The following is a 16,466-nucleotide window of genomic DNA, read 5'->3' as shown; positions in this document are numbered from 1 at the left end:
GGACCTGCGCGCCCACCCGGCTACGTCCCGCGGTCGCGGCACAGCCGAAACCGCCCCGTACAGCCGCCCCGTACAGCCGCCCCGTACAGAGCGTCAGGCGGCCAAGCCCAGCGCGGCCATCCGCTTGGTGTGCGCCTCGGTGATCCGGGAGAACATCTTGCCGACCTCGGCGAGATCGAAGCCGTCCGCGACACCGCCCACCAGCATGGTCGACAGCGCGTCCCGGTCGGCGACCACCCGCTGGGACTGCGACAGGGCCTCGCCCATCAGCCGCCGCGCCCAGAGCGCGAGCCGTCCGCCCACGCGGGGGTCGGCGTCGATCGCGGCGCGCACCTTCTCCACGGCGAAGCCACCGTGCCCCGTGTCGTCGAGGACGGCCAGCACCAGGTCGCGGGAGTCGGAATCCAGCCGGGCGGCGACCTCGCGGTAGAAATCGCTGGCGATGGAGTCGCCGACGTAGGCCTTGACCAGGCCCTCCAGCCAGTCCGAGGGGGCCGTCTGCTTGTGGAAGCCGTCGTAAGCGGCGACGAACGGCTCCATCGCCCGCGTCGGCTCCTCGCCGATCTCGGCGAGCCGGTCGCGCAGCCTCTCGAAGTGGTGGAACTCCGCCGAGGCCATCTTCGCCAGCTCCGCCTTGTCCGCCAGGGTCGGCGCCAGCTTGGCGTCCTCCGCGAGCCGCTCGAACGCCGCCAGCTCCCCGTAGGCGAGCGCGCCGAGCAGGTCCACGACCGCGGCGCGGTACTGCGGGTCGGCGGAGGCCGTCGCCCAGTCCCGGGCGGCGACTCCGGTGTGTTCGGCGGCGGTGTCCGAGGCGTTCTCAGGCTTGTCAGAGCTCGTCATGAAGCGCACAATAGCCCGCCCGCCGGGAGCCGTAAGGCCCTGGTCAATCACTGTGACGACGACTACGTGACCAAATCGGCCATCGCATGTGCGCGATTCCGGGGTATGGTGGTAATGCGCCTGCTGGTACGTCGTCGTACCTCGACAGGCCGCACGTATGAGGATGCCCGGTCGGTGGCCCGATCGGCTCCGACCCGACAGCCCTCCCCGGCGTACGGCACTACGCGTACGAAACCCGGAGGGGACACCCTCAGCGGCACGAGCGCTAGAGCGTCGGCGCGGTCCCGTGCTCTACGGCCCGCCCGTAGGCAGCCGACGTCCCCGGCACGGTCCTTGACACGACCCCCGCGCTCGCCTCGCGCCGCCCACACAGAAGAGGCAGCACCCTGACTACGACGTTCCGAGAGCTCGGGATCCTTCCCGAGACCGCCGAGGCCCTGGAGGCCGTCGGCATCATCACCGCCTTCCCCATCCAGGAGATGACGCTCCCCGTGGCCCTTTCGGGCTCGGACGTCATCGGCCAGGCCAAGACCGGCACCGGCAAGACGCTGGGCTTCGGCCTCCCGCTCATCGAGCGCGTCACCGTCCCCGCCGACGTCGAGGCCGGGCGCGCCAAGCCCGAGGACCTCACCGACGCCCCGCAGGCCCTCGTCGTCGTCCCCACGCGCGAGCTGTGCACGCAGGTCACCAACGACCTCCTGACGGCCGGCAAGGTCCGCAACGTCCGCGTGACGGCGATCTACGGCGGCCGGGCCTACGAGCCCCAGGTCGAGGCGCTCAAGAAGGGCGTCGACGTGGTCGTCGGCACCCCGGGCCGCCTGCTCGACCTCGCCGGGCAGAAGAAGCTGAACCTGAAGCACGTCAAGTGCCTGGTCCTCGACGAGGCCGACGAGATGCTCGACCTGGGCTTCCTGCCCGACGTCGAGAAGATCATCAACATGCTGCCGGTGCGGCGCCAGACCATGCTGTTCTCGGCCACCATGCCGGGCGCGGTCATCGGCCTGGCCCGCCGCTACATGTCGCAGCCCACGCACATCCGCGCCACGGCGCCGGACGACGCGGGCGCGACGGTCGCGAACACCAAGCAGTTCATCTACCGCGCGCACAACATGGACAAGCCGGAGATGGTCGCGCGCATCCTGCAGGCCGAGGGCCGGGGACTGGCCATGGTCTTCTGCCGCACCAAGCGCACGGCGGCCGACCTCGCCGACCAGCTGAAGCAGCGCGGTTTCGCCTCCGGCGCGGTCCACGGCGACCTCGGCCAGGGCGCCCGCGAGCAGGCGCTGCGCGCCTTCCGCAACGGCAAGGTGGACGTGCTCGTCTGCACCGACGTCGCCGCGCGCGGCATCGACGTCGAGGGCGTGACGCACGTCATCAACTACCAGTCGCCGGAAGAGGAGAAGACGTACCTGCACCGCATCGGCCGTACGGGCCGCGCGGGCGCGAAGGGTACGGCGATCACGCTCGTCGACTGGGACGACATCCCGCGCTGGCAGCTCATCAACAAGGCGCTGGAGCTTGACTTCAATGACCCGCCGGAGACGTACTCCACGTCCCCGCACCTCTACTCCGACCTCGGCATCCCCGAGGGCACGAAGGGCATCCTGCCGCGCTCGGAGCGCACGCGCGCCGGGCTGGACGCGGAGGAGCTGGAGGACCTGGGCGAGCCGGGCGGCCGGGGGCCGCGCGGTCGTGGCGACCGCGGTGGTCGCGGCGGCCGGGACGAGTCCCGGTCGGCCGACCGTGAGCGTCCGTCGCGCACGCCGCGGCGCCGCCGCCGGACGCGTGGCGGGGCGCCGTTGGTGGACGGGGCGCCGGAGACCTCCGGCACCACGGCGACCGGCCCGGCCAAGGCGACCGGCCCGGAGACCGCGGCCGTCGGCGGTACCGCCGAGGCGGAGGCCGTCACGGCTCCGCGCACCCCGCGTCGCCGCCGGCGCACGCGCGGGGGCGCCCCGGCCGAGTCGGCGCCGGTCGCGGCCGTCGAGTCCGCGGCGTCCGAGTCGGCGGAGAACGCCGTCGCGACGGCGGAGGGCACGAGCACCGAGGCGACCGAGGCGGCGAAGCCGCGCCGCCGCCGGACGCGCCGGTCGGAGACGCCGGTCGCGCAGACGCCGGTGGCGGAGACCGAGGCCGCGGTGACGCCGTCGGCCACGGAGTCCACGACTGCGGCGCCGGTGACGGTGGAGTCCGCGGCTGCCGTGGACGCCGCGTCGGTGACCACGGAGCCCGAGGCTGCCGCGGCCAAGCCGCGCCGCCGCACCCGCAAGACCACGGCGTCGGCGCCGTCCGCGGCCGAGTCGGCGCTCGACACGGCCGAGGGCGTCACCGAGTCCGCCTCGGAGCCGACGGAGACGAAGCCGCGCCGCACCCGCAAGGCGGCGCAGGCCGAGGTTCCCGCCGAGGGCGCCGAGGCCACGGAGACCAAGCCGCGGCGTACGCGCAAGACGGCCGCCCCGGCGGAGGAAGCGGTCGACACGGCGGAGGCCACCGAGGCCAAGCCGCGCCGCACGCGCAAGACCGCCGCAACGGCCGACGCTCCCGAGGCCACGGAGGCCAAGCCGAGGCGCACGCGCAAGGCCGCAGCCACGGCGGAGGACGCCGTCGACACGGCAGAAGCCACTGAGGCCAAGCCGCGTCGGACGCGGAAGGCCGCCGCAGCGGCCGAGGCCTCCGAAGCCACGGAGACCAAGCCGCGGCGTACCCGCAAGACCGCAGCCACCGCCGAGGCCGCCGTCGACGCGGCCGAGGGAGCGGAGGCCAAGCCCAAGGCCCGCCGCACCCGCAAGACCGCAGCCGCGCCCGAAGCCACCGCGCCCGAGGCCACCGCCGGAATCCCGGCCCAGACGGCTCAGGAGCCGGAGACCGCCGACGCCAAGCCGCGGCGGACCCGCAAGGCGACGGCCGCCCAGGCCGAGGCGAGTCTCGACACGGCCGAGGGGACGGAAGCCAAGCCGCGCCGGACGCGGAAGACGGCTGCCGCCGCTCAGGCTGCGGACACCGCGGAGGCCGCCGAGGCAGCCGCCGAGGCCAAGCCGCGTCGGACGCGGAAGGCCGCCGCAGCGGCCGAGGCCTCCGAAGCCACGGAGACCAAGCCGCGGCGTACCCGCAAGACCGCAGCCACCGCCGAGGCCGCCGTCGACGCGGCCGAGGGAGCGGAGGCCAAGCCCAAGGCCCGCCGCACCCGCAAGACCGCAGCCGCGCCCGAAGCCACCGCGCCCGAGGCCACCGCCGGAATCCCGGCCCAGACGGCTCAGGAGCCGGAGACCGCCGAGGCCAAGCCGCGGCGGACGCGCAAGACCACCGCGTCCAAGACGGCTGCCGCGTCCGCCGAGGTCTCCGAGGACGCGCCCGAGGCGAAGCCCAGGGCCCGCCGCACGCGGAAGGCCACGGCCGCAGCGGAGCCCACGGAGGGCTGACACTCCACCCGACGGCCCGGTCCCACACCTGTGGGGCCGGGCCGTCGGCGTTCGCCGAGGCCCCCGGCCGGCTCTCAGGCGCTACCCCCACCCCTGCGGGGCCAGCCCACCAGCATTCGCACGCGCCCGGCCGGCCCTCAGCCACTCCCCCTTGCGGGACCGGACCGCCGACATTCGAACCACGCACCCGACCAACCCGCAGCCACCAGCCCCCCCCCCCCCCATAGGGCCCGCCTTGCCAGCCCCCGCCCCACGCACCCCACCACCCCCCAGCCGCTACCCTCACCCCGTGACCAGCCACCCCACCTTCCCCCCACCGCCGGGCGCCCGTGCCTACCGTCTGTGTACCTCCCGCGGGGAGTTCGCCGTCGTCGACTCGTCGCCGGGGGCGGGTACGGAGGTCAGGGGCGTCGCCCTGATGCTGCCCGGATTCACCGGCAGCAAGGAGGACTTCAGCCTGCTGCACGAGCCGCTCGGCGAGCGCGGGTACCGCGTCGTCGCCGTGGACGGGCGGGGACAGCACGAGTCGGACGGGCCCGTGGACGACGAATCCGCCTACGCCCAGCGGGAACTGGCCCGGGACGTGCTGGCGCAGGCCGCGGCGCTCGGCGTTCCCGTGCACCTCGTCGGGCACTCGCTCGGCGGGCAGATCGCCCGTGCGGCCGTGCTGCTCGACCCCTCCCCGTTCCTCTCCCTCACCCTGGTCTCGTCCGGCCCGGCGGAGATCTCCGTCTCGCAGCAGCAGCGCGTGAAGCTGCTGCGGGACGCGCTCGCCGTGCTGTCGATGGAGGAGGTGTGGCAGGCCATCCAGGCCATGGGACCGCCGGAGGAGGTCGGCGGACCCGCCCGCGGCATCGGCGACCAGGAACAGTTGCGCCGCCGCTGGCTGGGCAACCGTCCCGCCCAGCTCCTCGCGACCGGCCGCCAGTTGTGCACCGAGCCGGACCGCGTCGCCGAACTCGCCGCCGTACGCCTGCCGTTCCACGTCCTGTCGGGCGCGCACGACGACACCTGGCCGGTGGCGATCCTCGACGACATGGCCGCGCGGCTGGCCGCGCACCGCACGGTCATCGCGGGAGCCGAGCACTCCCCCAACGCCGACCGCCCCCTGCCGACGGCCCACGCCCTCGCCGACTTCTGGGACGGCATCCGGGAGGGCTAGTACTGCGTCCGCAGGTGCTCCCAGAAGCCGTCGCGCAGCGCGCGCCGCAGGTCGGCCTGGCCTCGCAGGGAGTACTGGAGCAGGCTCTCCGCCTCCACCAGCAGGTCCTGGTCCACCGAGCCGGGCAGGTACGGGTGTCCGGGCAGCAGCTCCACGAGCGTGTCCCGGCCCCGGGCCGCCAGCCACTTCGCCGCGATCTGCGCGCCCACGAACCGCACGTCCTCGCGGGCGGGCCGGCCCGCGGCAGCCTCGTAGGCGGGGGCCGCGCGGCGGGAGACGTACGGCTTGAAGAAGTCGAGGTCGAGGGTGCGCTGACTGTCGACCTCCCACAGCAGCGGCTCCGCCTGGTTGCGGCCCTCCGGCGCCTCGATGCCCCAGAGGTGGACCCGGGCGCCGTAGCCCTGGGCGGCCTCCACCGCCGACACCAGGTCCTCGTCGCCGCCGAGCAGGGCCGCGTCGCTGATGGCGCGGTGACGGGCGAGGGACTCCAGGTCGGAGCGGATGAGGGAGTCGACGCCCTTCTGCTGGTTGTTGGCGTTCAGGTTGCCCAGGCGCACCTTGACGTCCGGCAGTTCGGCGATGGTCTGCTGCTCGGCCGTGTGGATGCGGCGGCGGGCGCCGTCGTACCAGTAGACCCGCAGCAGCCTGCTGTCCGCGAAGATCGTGCGGGCCCGGTCGATGAGGGCGTCGATCAGGCCCTCGGCGTCCAGGTCGAAGGCGCGGCGGTCCTCCGTGCCGGCGACGAGCCGTCCCGCGGCGGCGTACAGGTACCCGGCATCGACGAAGATCGCGTGGGTCGAGGGTGTCTTCGCCACCTCGGCGAGCATGCGCTGGAGCAGCTCGTTGGTGCGGTCGATGCGGGCGCTGAGGGCCGCGAGGTCGTCGTTCATCAGCTCCATTGTCCCGGCGGTCACGCTGCGAACACAACCGCTCCCGGTCGGTCCCGTAACCACACTCTTACGACTCAGTAATTAGCAGTTCGAAAAATTTCCTTAGCGTAGGGAATGTTTGAGGCACGCATCCCTGTTGACCCATACGGAACACCGAGCACCGCAGCCTGGTGGGCCGCCACTCAAGTAGTTCTCCTCAGGAGGATGACCAGACGAAGGGAGAAGCCCTTGCGCTTCGAAATCATGCGACTCGACGACGTCGACGGCACACCTGTGGACTCGACCGTTGTGGACGCCGCCTCCGTCAACCGCATCGTTCAGCAGGCCGCCGCCATCGGGCAGCGCCTGTGGATCCGCCCGGCCGAGACCACGGCCTCATAACGCGCGGCTCTCCCCACACGAAAACCTCGGAGCCCCCGCCCGGCATCGGCCGTGCGGGGGCTCCGCTGTTGCGGACCGCCCTGGTCGGGGGCGTACTGGCGAGAGAGGCACAGCGCGCCAGCGAGACAGCGAACGAGGACAGGACGGTGACCGCATGTCCGTGACGGGCCGGTCGAACGTGGAGTTGCACGAGCAGGCCGCGGCGGAGGCAGCGCGGCGGTACGAGGACTCCGCCACGGAGCGCGAGCGGGTCGAGAGCCGGCTGGCGGCCGGCGTACGGTTCCCGGACGCCCCGGACGCGCTCGCCGTCCGCGCCGACCGGATCCTCGACCGGGGCGGCCTGTCGCCCTCGGCGGTGGTGGCGGACATCCACGGCGAGGCCATGGACCTGCCCGACGCCAACGAACGCATCATCAACCTGTCCAACGAGCTCCAGGCCTGGAGCTTCCTCCCCCGCGGGGTCAGGGCCGGGGCCACGGTCGCCCGGATCACTCTGCGCCGCGACGGCCGCGAGCTGCCGCACGGCACGGGCTTCATGGTGTCGCCGCGGCTGATGATGACCAACCACCACGTGCTGCCCGACGAGAGCTTCGCCCGCCACTGCTTCGCCGAGTTCAACGCCCAGATCACGGCCGACAACCTGCCCGATACGGTCGTCCGGGTGGAGCTCGACCCCGGGACCTTCTTCGCCGCGGACAGACGGCTCGACTTCGCCCTGGTGGCCCTCGCGCCCGCCCTGGACGGCCGTCCGCCGGGCGAGGTCTTCGGCTGGAACCGGCTGAGCGTCCAGCTCGGCAAGCTGGTGCTCGGCGAGAAGGTGAACATCATCGGCCACCCGCAGGGGCGCCTGAAGGAGATCGCGCTGCGCGACAACGCGCTGCTGGTGCGGCTCGACGACTTCGTCCACTACACGACCGACACCGAACCGGGGAACTCGGGCTCCCCCGTCTTCAACGACCAGTGGGAGGTCGTGGCCCTGCACCACAGCGGCGTGCCGAAGAAGGACGACCAGGGGCGGGTCCTGCGCAAGGACGGCAAGCCCTGGACCCACGGCGACGGCGACGACGCGATCGACTGGGTCGCCAACGAGGGCGTCCGCATCAGCTCGATCCTGAAGCACCTGGCCGGGCTGGACCTCGACCCCGGGCGACGCACCCTGCTGGCCGAGATGGGCCCGGACTCCGGCCTGGACCGGAGCACGGTCACCGGGCCGGCGCTCCCCTCACCGACGGCTCCCATGACATCGCCGGACGGGACGACGGCGACGGCGGTGCCGGGCGGCACGGCCCCCCAGACAGCTTCAGCCCCCCAGACCGCTTCAGCCCCGCAGACAGCTTTCGCCCCGCAGACGGCTTTCACCCCTCAAACCACTACACCCCCTCAAACCACTCCCACCCCTCAAACCACTTCCGCCCCACAGCCAGTTTCGACCGCGGCAACCGCGCCCGAGGCGCGCCCGGTGCCCCACAAGGCCGGGCTCCCCGCCCGCGGCACCGCCTTCGGCGGCCGGCGGCATCTGGTCTTCCTGCACGGCCGGGACCAGCAGAGCAAGGAGCCCGCGGACCTCCGCCGGGAGTGGACGGCCGGCCTGAACCGCGGACTCACCCTCGCGTCGCTGCCCCCGCTCGACCCGGACGACGTGTGGTTCCCGTTCTACGGCACGAGACTGCACAACCTGGTGAGCGGCAGGGAGAGCACGGCCGAGGCCATCGCCCTCGACCGGCTGAGCGCCGCCGCTGCCGCCGAGGCGTTCGCCGCTCAGTCGCCCACGGGCTCCTACGAGCAGTTGCTCCACGAGGCGGCCACCCGGGCCGGCATGCCCCAGGACGGGCCGGCGGCCACGGAGGGCTTCGGGGCGGGTCTGGTCGGGACGCTGCACCGGCCGCTGAGCTGGCTGGCCGCCAGATCCGACCTGGACGAGTGGACCATCGCCACGTTCCTGCGGGACGTCGACCTGTACCTCGCCGACAGCGCCGTCCGGCAGTCCGTACTGGACAGCGTCCTGGAGACGATTCCCGCCCAGGGCGAACTGGTGCTGGTCACGCACAGCCTCGGCACGGTCGTCGGCATGGACCTGCTGACCCGGCTCCCCGACGGGCTCGATCCCGTCCTGCTGGTGACGGCGGGCAGTCCGCTCGGGATGGACGGCGTCAACGGACGGCTCCTCGCGCGCGGCCCGCACCGGCCGCCCCGGGTGCGCGACTGGGTCAACGTCTGGTGCCCCACCGACGCGGTGGCGATCGGCTGCCCGCTGGCGGACGAGCGGTGGGGGAAACTCGACCAGCTGGCCGTCGCCAACGGCCGCGGCCGCGCGCACGACATCGACGAGTACCTCGCCCACAAGAAGGCGGCCGAAGCGATCGGCTCCGTGCTCGCGGACCGGGGCTGACAGGCCGTTCCGTACCGTCAGCTCGCCCGGATCACCTGGGTGACGCCGTTGATGATCTGCTGCACGGCGATCGCGGAGAGCATCATGCCCGCGAGCCGTGTCACCAGCACCACGCCGCCGTCCTTGATGATCCGGATGATCACCAGCGAGTAGCGCATCACCAGCCACAGCACGACGTGGATGGCGAGGATCGCCGTCCACACGGACACCTGCGCGGTGACGCTGTGGGCCTTCTGCACGGCGAGGATGACCGACACGATCGCACCGGGTCCCGCCAGCAGCGGCATGCCCAGCGGCACGAGGGCGACGTTGACGTCCTTGGTCTGCTTCGGCTCGTCGGTCTTCCCGGTGAGCAGGTCGAGCGCGATGAGCAGGAGCAGCAGTCCGCCCGCGATCATCAGTGCGGGCACGGAGACGTGCAGGTAGTCGAGGATCTGGTGCCCCAGGAGCCCGAACACGGTGATCACACCACCGGCGACGCAGACGGCCTGGAACGCCATCCGCTTCTGCACCTTCCCGGGCCGGCCGGCGGTGAGCGCGAGGAAGATCGGGGTGATCCCGGGGGGATCCATGATGACGAAGAGGGTCAGGAACAGGGAGCCGAAGACGGCGACGTCGAACATGAGCGTGATGGCCTTGCGGGTGTGGGTCGAGCGCGCGAAAGGCACGGCGAACAGCGCCGAGTGCCTGGGAAAGGGACCTGAGGGATCAGGGGCGGGAAACCGTCAGAGGGCTCCGCCGGCCCCCGGCACCGGAAACGCCCCGAAGGCCCGCCGCGTGATCTCCCCGTACACCTCGGGGTCGGTCGTGTACTCCCCGAGCACACAGGTCTTCCGGCTGCCGTGGTAGTCGGAGGACCCGGTGACGAGCAGCCCCAGCTCCTTCGCCAGCCCCCGCAGCCGCGCCCGCGTGTCCGCGTCGTGGTCCATGTGGTCGACCTCGATGCCGTCCAGCCCGGCCGCGGCCATCTCGGCGATCGCGGCCTCCGGCACCGTACGCCCCCGCTTGCTCGCCCCGGGGTGCGCGAACACCGCGACCCCGCCCGCGCCCTTGATGAGCCGGATGGCCTCGAAGGGGTCGGTCTCGTGCTTCTCCACGAAGGCCCGGCCGCCGTCGGCCAGCCAGTCCTGGGTGAAGGCGTCGTTCACGGTCGGCACGACACCCAGCTCCACGAGCGCGGTCGCCACGTGCGGACGCCCGACGGACCCGTCGCCGGCGATCCGCAGCACCTGCTCCCAGGTCACGGGCACGCCCAGCTCCCGGAGCCTGGCGACCATGCCCTGGGCCCGGGGCACCCGGTCGTCCCGGACCAGCTCCCGCTCGGCGAGCAGCGCCGGCTCCTCGGGGTCGAAGAGGTACGCCAGCATGTGCATGCTGATGCCGTCGATCCGGCAGGACAGCTCGGCCCCGGTGACCAGCGTGAGCCCCTCGGGCAGCGCGGCGACCGCCTCGGCGTGCCCGCGGGTGGTGTCGTGATCGGTGAGCGCGACGACGTCCAGCCCGGCGGCGTGCGCCTTGCGCACCAGCTCGGCCGGGGTGTCCGTGCCGTCGGAAGCGGTGGAGTGGGTGTGCAGATCGATACGCACGACACGGACTCCAGACACGAACGACACGAACGGGGCTGCTCAAGGATAACCGTATTTTCCGGGCCCCCTGTCACACCCGAACCCGAGAAGAGCCCCCTACATCAACGGCGCTACGGCCCGAGCAGGCGCGGCGACAACGCCCCGCAAGGCACCAGCTCGACCTCGGCACCCGCGTCCCGGAGATCCGCCAGCACCAGCTCGTCGTACATCAGCAACCCCGACTGCTCCGGCCACACCACGGCCCACAGCCACATCCCCAGCGCCTCCCCGGCGAACACCGCGCGGTCGCCCGGGACCCCGGAGACGTGCCACAACGGCGTCGGCCGCCCGGCGGCCAGCACCTTCGCCTGAGCCGGCTTCCCCACATCCATGTACGGCCCGGGGTCGGGCCCGTCCATCCCGGCGTACCGGGCCCCGAGTCCGACGCCCAGTTCCTCGGCGACCAGGATCAGCTCACCCATCCCGCCGAGCGGCCCGGGCCCGGTGCAGGCCACGGCCGTGGCGCGACCACCCGTACGGTCATCCCCGGCGCAGGCCACCCCCGTGAACAGCCAGCCCACCGGCAGCGGCCACGGCATCCACACCGGCACCTGCGTGCGGTGCACCACGACGTTGAGGGCGTCGACGCTGGGCGGTATCACGGGCTGCACCGGATGAACGGTGCCGTGCACATCGCACTGCCACGAGTCGGAGAAGAGGCCGGGAGCCCTGACCCGGCCACCGCACTTCGGGCAACTGGGTTCGCCCCTCATAGGGCCCCACGGTCCTACCCCCGCCGCGCCGCGTCAAGGACGATCACCCATCCGGACGGAACCCTTCACCACCCACACTAGATGTAGTTTGCATTAATTAGTCTAGCTAACTTAGTGTGTGTATATACCAACTACTTCCGTCTCGGAAAGGGAGCGAGCATGGACCCCTTCGACGCCGGAGCGGGCGGCCTCCTGAAGCAGCCCAAGTCCGTGTGGGCGACCGCCGGGGCGTCGGTCGTCGCCTTCATGGGCATCGGACTCGTCGACCCGATCCTGCCGTCCATCGCGCAGGGCCTCCACGCCACGGCAGGCCAGGTCTCCCTGCTCTTCACCTCGTACTTCCTCATCACCGCCGTCGCGATGCTGGTGACCGGCTTCATCTCCAGCCGGATCGGCGGCCGGAAGACCCTCCTGCTCGGGCTCGCGTTCGTGGTCGTCTTCGCCGGGCTCGCCGGCACGTCCGGATCGGTCGCCGAACTGGTCGGCTTCCGCGCGGGCTGGGGACTCGGCAACGCGCTCTTCGTCTCCACGGCCCTCGCGGTCATCGTCGGCGCGGCGGCCGGCGGCAGCGCCGCGGCGATCCTGCTCTACGAGTCGGCCCTCGGCCTCGGCATGGCGTGCGGTCCGCTGCTCGGCGCCCTGCTCGGCGACGCCAGCTGGCGCTACCCGTTCTTCGGCACGGCGTTCCTGATGGCCGTCGGCTTCCTGTGCATCGCGGCGTTCCTGAGGGAGCAGCCCAAGCCGGCCCGCAGGACCTCGCTGCTGGACCCGCTCAAGGCCCTCGGCCACGGCGGGCTCGCCTCCGCCGCGGTCTCGGCGTTCTTCTACAACTACACGTTCTTCACCGTGCTGGCCTTCACGCCGTTCGTGCTGGACATGAGCCCGTACCGCTCGGGTGCGGTGTTCTTCGCCTGGGGCGTGCTGCTCGCCGTCTTCTCGGTGATCGTGGCGCCCCGGCTGCAGCGGCGGTTCGGCTCGCTCAAGGTGCTCGGCGCCTCCCTGGTGCTGCTCGCGGCCGACGTGCTCGTGCTCGGCTACGGCTCCCACACCACGGCCGTGGTCTGCACGATCCTGTCCGGTGCCTTCATCGGCGTGAACAACACCGTCTACACCGAGCTGGCGCTCGGCGTCTCGGACGCGCCCCGGCCGGTGGCGAGCGCGGGCTACAACTTCGTCCGCTGGTTCGCGGCGGCCGCCGCCCCGTACTTCGCACCGAAGATCGAGGAGTGGACCGACCTCCACATCCCGTTCGTGGTGGCCGCGGTCACGGCCATGCTGGGCGCGCTCGTGGTCGTCGTACGACGGAAGGCGCTCACGCACGAAGCGGAGGAACCGGAGACGCAGCACGCGACCGAGGACAGCGTCACCGTCTTCGCCAACTGACCTTTTCAGGCCAGGGGTTGGTGACCTTCCTCACTCCAGCGGGACGGACTTCCGGGACGGATCCCGAAGGTCCGTCCCCTGGTTCAGCCACCTCTCCTGGAGCGCCTGGGCGCCGTGCACGCGCTTCCAGGCGGCCTCGTTCGGAGTCATCGGCAGCAGCGGCAGGAACCGCACGGGGTCGAGGGGCTCGTCCAGCTCCAGGTCCTCGACGAGGCCGCCCGGCTCGGCGACCAGGACAGAGGTGAAGGGGGCGCCGGGCCACAGCGGCTCACCGACGTCGAGGGAGGCGCCGGGAGCCACCACCAGACCCTCCACCTGCGGAGACGCGGCCAGCACGGCGAGCGGGCGCAGCGCCTTGTCGGTGTCGGCGAGCCCCGCGCGGACCGACAGGACCAGCTCCGCGCGCGGGCCCTTCACGGGGTCGGCGACCACGGCCGTGGGGTCCGTCATGGGGTGCGCGGACATGCCGAGCGTGGCGTAGCGGACGAGGTCGCCCTCCTGGAAGCGGAGCACCTCGATGCGGTCCGTGCCCAGGAAGGTGACGGCCGCGCGCGCGTCCGGTTCGCCCAGCGCCGTACGCAACCGGGCCTCGACCAGAGGGAGAACATCTGCCATGCGGCGAGCATAGAACTCGTCAGTAGCGGGCAAACAAGCGCCTTGACACGTCGGGCGGCTGCTACTCTTGCCCGGTGGTTCGGGGCAGCACGCAGAAGCGTCGCGATCAAGCCCCGACGCCGAAGGAACTCCCTTACGAGGGACCGGCCGGAGGAGGTGGGACTGCAATGGACCGAAGTCGACCGTGCAGTAGCACCACGCTCTTCCCGCCGCTGACGTAGCTGTTCTGGCTCTGGCTGGTCGCCACCTCTCGCACTCGCTTCACGCGGAAGAGCGCTTCGTTTCGCTTTGCCTGATCTGCCTCAGTAGCTGAATCAGTGACGAGACGCGCCACCGCGACGGTGCGGTGCTCCCCGCTTTGTGGACGTGCCAAACATCATCAGTCACAACGTCCTCATTCCGGGTAGCTCCATCCGACGTCGGCGTCTTTCGTTGCCCGCCCGCGAAGGAGCCCGCCATGTCGATGATCCGCGACCTGCGCGCCGTCGTCCGCCCGTCCCGCGTGTCGCTCCGCAAGGGCAGCGGGACGTACGACGCCACCCGCAGCCCCGCGACGGCCTCCGCCGTCGTCGACTGCGCCGTCTACCGCGACGGCCGCCGCATCGAGACCGAGACCCCGCTGACCCCGCACGAGGCGGTGCGCCTGGTGCGCCGCGACGGCGGCTTCGTGTGGATCGGCCTGCACGAGCCGACCGAGGCCGAATTCTCCGGCATCGCCAGTGAGTTCGGGCTGCACCCGCTGGCCGTGGAGGACGCCGTCCAGGCCCACCAGCGGCCCAAGCTGGAGCGCTACGACGACTCCCTCTTCACGGTCTTCAAGACCATCCACTACGTGGAGCACGACCAGCTCGACGCCAACAGCGAGGTCGTCGAGACCGGCGAGGTCATGTGCTTCACCGGACGGGACTTCTTCATCACCGTCCGGCACGGCGGCCAGGGCTCCCTGCGGGCCCTGAGGCACCGCCTCCAGGACGACCCGGAGCTGCTGTCCAAGGGCCCCTCGGCCGTGCTGCACGCCATCGCCGACCACGTCGTCGACGGGTACATCGCGGTCGCCGACGCCGTGCAGGACGACATCGACGAGGTCGAGACCGAGGTGTTCTCCCCGGGCCGCAAGGGCGCGCCGCGCGGCACCGACGCCGGCCGGATCTACCAACTCAAGCGCGAGGTACTGGAGTTCAAGCGGGCCGTGTCGCCGCTGCTGCGGCCCATGCAGCTGCTGAGCGAGCGGCCGATGCGGCTGATCGACCCGGACATCCAGAAGTACTTCCGGGACGTCGCCGACCACCTGGCCCGGGTCCAGGAGCAGGTCCTCGGCTTCGACGAGCTGCTCAACTCCATCCTCCAGGCCAACCTCGCGCAGGCGTCCGTGGCGCAGAACGAGGACATGCGGAAGATCACCTCGTGGGCCGCGATCATCGCCGTGCCGACGATGGTCTGCGGGGTGTACGGCATGAACTTCGACCACATGCCGGAGCTGCACTGGCGGTACGGCTACCCGGCGATCATGGGCGTCACGGTGGTCATCTGCCTCGGCATCCACCGCACCCTGAAGCGGAACGGCTGGCTGTGAGCGGCGTGGATAGGCTGGCGACCATGACAAGCGAGCTGCTCGACCAGGCCCTCGTCGAGGAGGCCACGAAGAAGTCCGGCCTCGTCTGGGTCCAGGGCCCCGACGCCCCGGCGCGTGCCCTGTGGCACGTGTGGCACGAGGGCGCGGCGTGCCTGGTCGGCGACGGCCCCGGCGAGCAGCCGCTGCCGGGGCTGGCCGACGGGGCCGAGGCCCGGGTGACGGTCCGCAGCAAGGACAAGGGGGGCCGGCTGGTCTCCTGGACGGCGCGGGTCACGCAGCTCGCCCCGGGCACCGAGGCGTGGGACGCGGCGGTCGCCGAGCTGAAGGGCAAGCGGCTGAACGCGCCCGACGGCGAGGCCATGACCGACCGCTGGGCCCGCGAGTGCCGGGTGCTGCGGCTGGAGCCGACCGGGGCGACGGCGCCGCTCCCCGACGACTCGCTGTCCGAGCCCCCGCTGCCGTCCCCGGCGGTCACCCGCCGGCCGATCCCGGCGGGCCTGCCCCGGTTGCTGCTGAAGAAGCGCAAACGCAGGCAGTGACGTTTCAGGACGTCGGCAGCTGCTTGCCGTAGTCCACCGTCTCGTTCCGCTCCGGTTCCCGGAGGGCGAAGTCCTGCCCCCAGTCGGAGAACGTGAGGGTGCCCGCCCCTCCGGCCCGTTCCAGGCGCAGCGGATACGGCTTGCCCTCGAGGGAGACCTCCAGGGTGCCGCCGGAGCCCTTGTCGCCGGTGACGCGGATGGTGCGGACGCCCGCCTGCTCGTCGTGGCCGTCCGTCGCGAGCGTGCCGTGCAGGGTCAGCAGACCGTCGAGGAGGACCGCCTTGTCCGTGAAACCGCTGAACTTCTTGTACGAAGGGTCGCCCTGCGGCACCTTCACGAACTTGCCGCCGAGCTTGGAGGCCGCCGCCGCGTCCCCCTTGCCGCCCTCGCCCTGGCCGCTGCCGTGACTCCAGAACTCCGCGTCGGCCTTGACGAAGAGCTGCTCGCCGACGCGCAGCAGCTCGAAGGTCGCGCCCTGCGTGGTCACCGAGCCCGTGCCGCCGTCGTCCTTCAGCCGCATGTCGAGCGCGTACGTCCGCCCGCCGCTGACGACGCTGCCGTGCACGCGGACCGCCCCGGCGGACTCGGCGGCCGCGCGGGTCTTGCCCTGGATCTTCTGGGCGGGCAGCCGGCCGACGCCGTTGGTGCCCTCGTTCGGATCCTCCGCGCAGCCCGTGAGCACCGTTCCCGTCACGAGCAGTGCGCACATCGCGCTCGCGAGCGCGGCGCTGCGGCTGCGGCTGCGGCTCTGGCGAATCGGAGTCACAGGTGGGGCTGCCTCTCTGACGGGAGACCTGAACGGCGTACGGCAGGGTACCGGGGCCGTGGGGGCCGATCGGAGCCGGTCCGTCCGGACCGCCCGCCGACGCGCCCCCGATCGGGACGGGCTAGCCTGAAGCCCACCCGAGCGGGCAATTCGGAAAACACAGGCACCAGG

Annotated in this window: 14 protein-coding genes; 7 read left to right on the top strand and 7 right to left on the bottom strand. The window is 72.2% G+C overall.

From position 1 onward, the window contains the following. Positions 1–93: 93 nt before the first annotated feature. Positions 94–840 (bottom strand): ferritin-like fold-containing protein, encoded by a 747-nt coding sequence (locus C1703_RS26305; RefSeq protein WP_114255174.1) that lies wholly within the window; start codon positions 838–840, stop codon positions 94–96. A 479-nt stretch (positions 841–1,319) separates the two neighbouring features. Between C1703_RS26305 and C1703_RS26295 the strand changes: the two genes are divergently transcribed. Then, the gene (locus C1703_RS26295; RefSeq protein ID WP_114255172.1) at positions 1,320–4,259 is read left to right on the top strand and encodes a DEAD/DEAH box helicase; all 2,940 of its coding nucleotides are present in this window, start codon (positions 1,320–1,322) and stop codon (positions 4,257–4,259) included. Positions 4,260–4,548: 289 nt separating this feature from the next. Beyond that, complete coding sequence (locus C1703_RS26290; RefSeq protein WP_114255171.1) at positions 4,549–5,421, top strand: alpha/beta fold hydrolase; 873 nt, start codon at positions 4,549–4,551, stop codon at positions 5,419–5,421. Here the strand turns inward: C1703_RS26290 and C1703_RS26285 are convergent. After that, entirely contained in the window at positions 5,418–6,311 is an 894-nt protein-coding gene (locus C1703_RS26285) for an NYN domain-containing protein (protein ID WP_198678273.1), read from the bottom strand. The genes C1703_RS26290 and C1703_RS26285 overlap by 4 nt on opposite strands. A 228-nt stretch (positions 6,312–6,539) precedes the next feature. On the opposite strand from C1703_RS26285, the gene C1703_RS26280 reads away from it, so the two are divergent. Beyond that, entirely contained in the window at positions 6,540–6,692 is a 153-nt protein-coding gene (locus C1703_RS26280) for a hypothetical protein (protein ID WP_003992775.1), read from the top strand. Positions 6,693–6,846: 154 nt separating this feature from the next. Continuing rightward, positions 6,847–9,081, top strand: a complete 2,235-nt coding sequence (locus C1703_RS39885) for a trypsin-like peptidase domain-containing protein (RefSeq protein ID WP_232840597.1) — start codon at positions 6,847–6,849, stop codon at positions 9,079–9,081. 17 nt (positions 9,082–9,098) lie between these two features. Here C1703_RS39885 and C1703_RS26270 read toward each other — a convergent pair whose 3' ends face one another. From C1703_RS26270 to C1703_RS26260, 3 genes are all read right to left on the bottom strand, one after another. Next, positions 9,099–9,704, bottom strand: coding sequence for a MarC family protein (locus C1703_RS26270; RefSeq protein ID WP_114257596.1), 606 nt, complete (start codon positions 9,702–9,704; stop codon positions 9,099–9,101). 102 nt (positions 9,705–9,806) lie between these two features. Continuing rightward, positions 9,807–10,667 carry a PHP domain-containing protein gene (locus tag C1703_RS26265; protein WP_114255169.1) on the bottom strand — a complete coding sequence of 287 codons (861 nt, stop codon included), beginning with the start codon at positions 10,665–10,667 and terminating at the stop codon, positions 9,807–9,809. A gap of 110 nt (positions 10,668–10,777) precedes the next feature. Beyond that, positions 10,778–11,419: a DUF6758 family protein gene (locus tag C1703_RS26260; protein WP_114255168.1), complete on the bottom strand. Its 642-nt coding sequence runs from the start codon at positions 11,417–11,419 to the stop codon at positions 10,778–10,780. Between the two features lie 159 nt (positions 11,420–11,578). Between C1703_RS26260 and C1703_RS26255 the strand changes: the two genes are divergently transcribed. Continuing rightward, positions 11,579–12,802, top strand: a complete 1,224-nt coding sequence (locus tag C1703_RS26255; RefSeq protein WP_114255167.1) for an MFS transporter — start codon at positions 11,579–11,581, stop codon at positions 12,800–12,802. Between the two features lie 30 nt (positions 12,803–12,832). Here the strand turns inward: C1703_RS26255 and C1703_RS26250 are convergent, their stop codons facing one another. Beyond that, positions 12,833–13,417, bottom strand: a complete 585-nt coding sequence (locus C1703_RS26250) for a suppressor of fused domain protein (RefSeq protein WP_114255166.1) — start codon at positions 13,415–13,417, stop codon at positions 12,833–12,835. 457 nt (positions 13,418–13,874) lie between these two features. On the opposite strand from C1703_RS26250, the gene C1703_RS26245 reads away from it, so the two are divergent. Both C1703_RS26245 and C1703_RS26240 read left to right on the top strand, forming a co-directional pair. Then, positions 13,875–14,990, top strand: coding sequence for a magnesium and cobalt transport protein CorA (locus tag C1703_RS26245; RefSeq protein WP_114255165.1), 1,116 nt, complete (start codon positions 13,875–13,877; stop codon positions 14,988–14,990). Between the two features lie 23 nt (positions 14,991–15,013). Beyond that, positions 15,014–15,529, top strand: a complete 516-nt coding sequence (locus tag C1703_RS26240) for a hypothetical protein (RefSeq protein ID WP_114255164.1) — start codon at positions 15,014–15,016, stop codon at positions 15,527–15,529. Between the two features lie 4 nt (positions 15,530–15,533). Here the strand turns inward: C1703_RS26240 and C1703_RS26235 are convergent, their stop codons facing one another. Further along, a complete protein-coding gene (locus C1703_RS26235) occupies positions 15,534–16,295 on the bottom strand; it encodes a hypothetical protein (protein WP_114255163.1) in 762 nt (253 codons plus the stop codon). Between the last annotated feature and the right edge of the window lie 171 nt (positions 16,296–16,466).

Origin of the sequence: Streptomyces sp. Go-475 (assembly GCF_003330845.1) — a bacterium.
Lineage (GTDB): Bacteria > Actinomycetota > Actinomycetes > Streptomycetales > Streptomycetaceae > Streptomyces.
Note: the sequence above shows the minus strand (reverse complement) of the source record. Positions and strands in the feature narration are given on the sequence as shown.

Coding starts and splice junctions, on each gene's coding strand:
- C1703_RS26260 (WP_114255168.1), bottom strand. CDS start 11,419: ATGAGGGGCGAACCCAGTTGCCCGAAGTGCGGTGGCCGGGTCAGGGCT.
- C1703_RS26250 (WP_114255166.1), bottom strand. CDS start 13,417: ATGGCAGATGTTCTCCCTCTGGTCGAGGCCCGGTTGCGTACGGCGCTG.
- C1703_RS26270 (WP_114257596.1), bottom strand. CDS start 9,704: ATGTTCGACGTCGCCGTCTTCGGCTCCCTGTTCCTGACCCTCTTCGTC.
- C1703_RS26305 (WP_114255174.1), bottom strand. CDS start 840: ATGACGAGCTCTGACAAGCCTGAGAACGCCTCGGACACCGCCGCCGAA.
- C1703_RS26255 (WP_114255167.1), top strand. CDS start 11,579: ATGGACCCCTTCGACGCCGGAGCGGGCGGCCTCCTGAAGCAGCCCAAG.
- C1703_RS26240 (WP_114255164.1), top strand. CDS start 15,014: ATGACAAGCGAGCTGCTCGACCAGGCCCTCGTCGAGGAGGCCACGAAG.
- C1703_RS39885 (WP_232840597.1), top strand. CDS start 6,847: ATGTCCGTGACGGGCCGGTCGAACGTGGAGTTGCACGAGCAGGCCGCG.
- C1703_RS26295 (WP_114255172.1), top strand. CDS start 1,320: ATGACGCTCCCCGTGGCCCTTTCGGGCTCGGACGTCATCGGCCAGGCC.
- C1703_RS26285 (WP_198678273.1), bottom strand. CDS start 6,311: ATGAACGACGACCTCGCGGCCCTCAGCGCCCGCATCGACCGCACCAAC.
- C1703_RS26245 (WP_114255165.1), top strand. CDS start 13,875: ATGTCGATGATCCGCGACCTGCGCGCCGTCGTCCGCCCGTCCCGCGTG.